Source organism: Delftia sp. ZNC0008 (assembly GCF_000799035.1).
GTDB lineage: Bacteria > Pseudomonadota > Gammaproteobacteria > Burkholderiales > Burkholderiaceae_C > Comamonas > Comamonas tsuruhatensis.
In genome coordinates this window covers 1-2,494 of the sequence record NZ_JTKZ01000461.1, presented here as the reverse complement: position 1 = coordinate 2,494, position 2,494 = coordinate 1, and the positions used below count along the sequence as shown (strand labels likewise).

Genomic DNA, 2,494 nt, shown 5'->3' with positions numbered 1-2,494 from the left:
GATGTTGGCGCCGTCGATGTAGCTGACCGTGCCGTCCTCGCGCTTGCCGTACTTCAGGCAGGCGGCATGGCCGCGCCCTGGCAGCAGTTGCGCGAGCAGCTCAAGGGCGTGAGCGATGTGGAGCGCATCACCGCGCGCACCGCGCTGCGCCAGGTGCGCCCGCGCGAGCTGGTGGGACTGGGCCGCACGCTGCACAAGGCGGCCCTGCTGGCCCAGGCCGGGCAGACACCCTCGGCCCACCTGACCCAGCTGTTTGCCGACCTGCAACCGCCCGAGGGCTGCGCCGAACTGCTGGTGCGCGCCATCATGGAAGAGCCGGCCGCCCTGGTGCGCGACGGCGGCGTGTTTGCCACAGGCTACGACGCCGAGCTGGACGAGCTGCGCGCCATCCAGAACAACTGCGACGACTTCCTGCTGGAGCTGGAGGCCAAGGAAAAGCTGCTGACCGGCATTCCCAACCTGCGCGTGCAGTTCAACAAGGTGCACGGCTTCTATATAGAGATCACCAACAGCTACAAGGACGCGGTGCCCGAGCGCTACCGCCGCCGCCAGACGCTGAAGAACGCCGAGCGCTACATCACGCCCGAACTCAAGGCCTTCGAGGACAAGGCCCTGTCGGCGCAGGAGCGCGCGCTGCAGCGCGAGAAATTCCTCTACGAGCAGCTGCTGGACCAGCTGCAGCCCCATGTGCCGGCGCTCACGCGCGTGGCCGGCGCCATTGCCGCCATCGACGTGCTGTGCACGCTGGCCGAGCGCTCGCTGACGCTGAACTGGTGCGCGCCCGAGTTCGTGAACCATCCCTGCATCGAGATCGAGGCCGGCCGCCACCCCGTGGTGGAGGCCCGCATGGCCGAGACCTCCAGCGGCAGCTTCATCGCCAACCACACGCGCATGAACGCCAACACGCGCATGCAGATCATCACCGGCCCCAACATGGGCGGCAAGTCGACCTATATGCGCCAGGTGGCGCTGATCGTGCTGCTGGCCAGCATGGGCTCGCATGTGCCGGCGTCCAGTTGCCGGCTGGGGCCCATCGACGCCATCCACACTCGCATCGGCGCGGCCGACGACCTGGCCAATGCCCAGTCCACCTTCATGATGGAGATGACCGAGGCCGCGCAGATCCTGCACTCGGCAACGCCCCACAGCCTGGTGCTGATGGACGAGATCGGCCGGGGCACCAGCACCTTCGACGGCCTGGCGCTGGCCAGCGGCATCGCCACCCAGCTGCACGACAGGACGCGCGCCTTCACGCTGTTTGCCACGCACTACTTCGAGCTGACCGAGCTGCCGGCCAAGGCACGCGCGGCCGTGAACATGCATGTGAGTGCAGCGGAGTCGGGCCAGGACATCGTCTTCCTGCACGAGATCCAGCCCGGCCCGGCCAGCCGCAGCTACGGTATCCAGGTGGCCAAGCTGGCGGGCATGCCGGCCGGCGTGCTGCACCACGCGCGCCATGCGCTGGAGGCACTGGAGGCCCATGCCGACGAGGGCCGCCTGCAGGTGGACCTGTTCGATGCGCCCGACATGCCCGAGCCCGAAAGCCGCCACGACCCGCTGGCCCAGGCGCTGGCCGCCATCAATCCCGACGCACTGAGCCCGCGCGAGGCGCTGGAGGCCCTCTACCAGCTCAAGAAGATCGCCGCCTGAACGCGGTCAATCGCCTCGCACTAAACTTGTCGATCCCGCAGTTTCGGATGTTCCCATGACTTATTGCGTTGCCATCAAGCTCAACGCCGGCCTGGTTTTCCTGGCCGACTCGCGCACCAATGCCGGCCTGGACCAGATCAGCTCTTTCCGCAAGCTCATGGTCTACGAGAACCCCGGCGACCGCTTCATGGTGCTGCTGTCGGCCGGCAACCTGTCCATCACCCAGTCCGTTCGCGAGCTGCTGGAGAGCCAGCAACTGCGCGACGAGGCCACGGGCGACATGCTGACCATCTGGAACGTGCGCAGCATGTTCGATGCGGCCCGCGTGCTGGGCGCGGCCGTGCGCCATGTGTTCGAGCGCGACGGCGTGGCACTGTCCCGGTCGGGCGTGGATTTCAATATCTCGCTGGTGCTGGGCGGCCAGATCCAGGGCGAGAACATGCGGCTGTTCCAGGTCTACTCGGCAGGCAACTTCATCGAGGCCACGAGCGAGACGCCCTACTTCCAGATCGGCGAGTCCAAGTACGGCAAGCCCGTGCTGGACCGCGTGATCACGCCGCGCACGCCGCTGGACGAGGCCGCCAAGTGCGCCCTGGTGTCCATGGACAGCACGCTCAAGTCCAACCTGTCGGTGGGCCTGCCGCTGGACCTGATCGTGTACGAGAAGGACCGCTTCGCCTCCGACAAGATCGTCAGCATCGACGAGAGCAATCCGTATTTCCGCATGCTGCACGACAGCTGGGGCGAGCGCCTGCGCCATGTCTTCGACAGCATCGAGGACCCGGCCTGGGACGGCGGCGCCTCCGAGGTGCCCATTCGCGTGCACAGCCGCCAGGCCACGCGG

2 protein-coding genes are annotated in these 2,494 nt (G+C 67.4%); both read left to right on the top strand.

Features of this window, described 5'->3' with window-relative positions; all coding sequences use genetic code 11:
- A partial coding sequence (gene mutS / locus L995_RS15410) for a DNA mismatch repair protein MutS (protein ID WP_047472516.1) occupies positions 1 to 1,650 on the top strand: 1,650 nt, incomplete at its 5' end.
- A 55-nt stretch (positions 1,651 to 1,705) separates the two neighbouring features.
- Positions 1,706 to 2,494, top strand: a 789-nt coding sequence (locus L995_RS15405; RefSeq protein ID WP_047472515.1) for a proteasome-type protease, incomplete at its 3' end; no start/stop codon positions are given.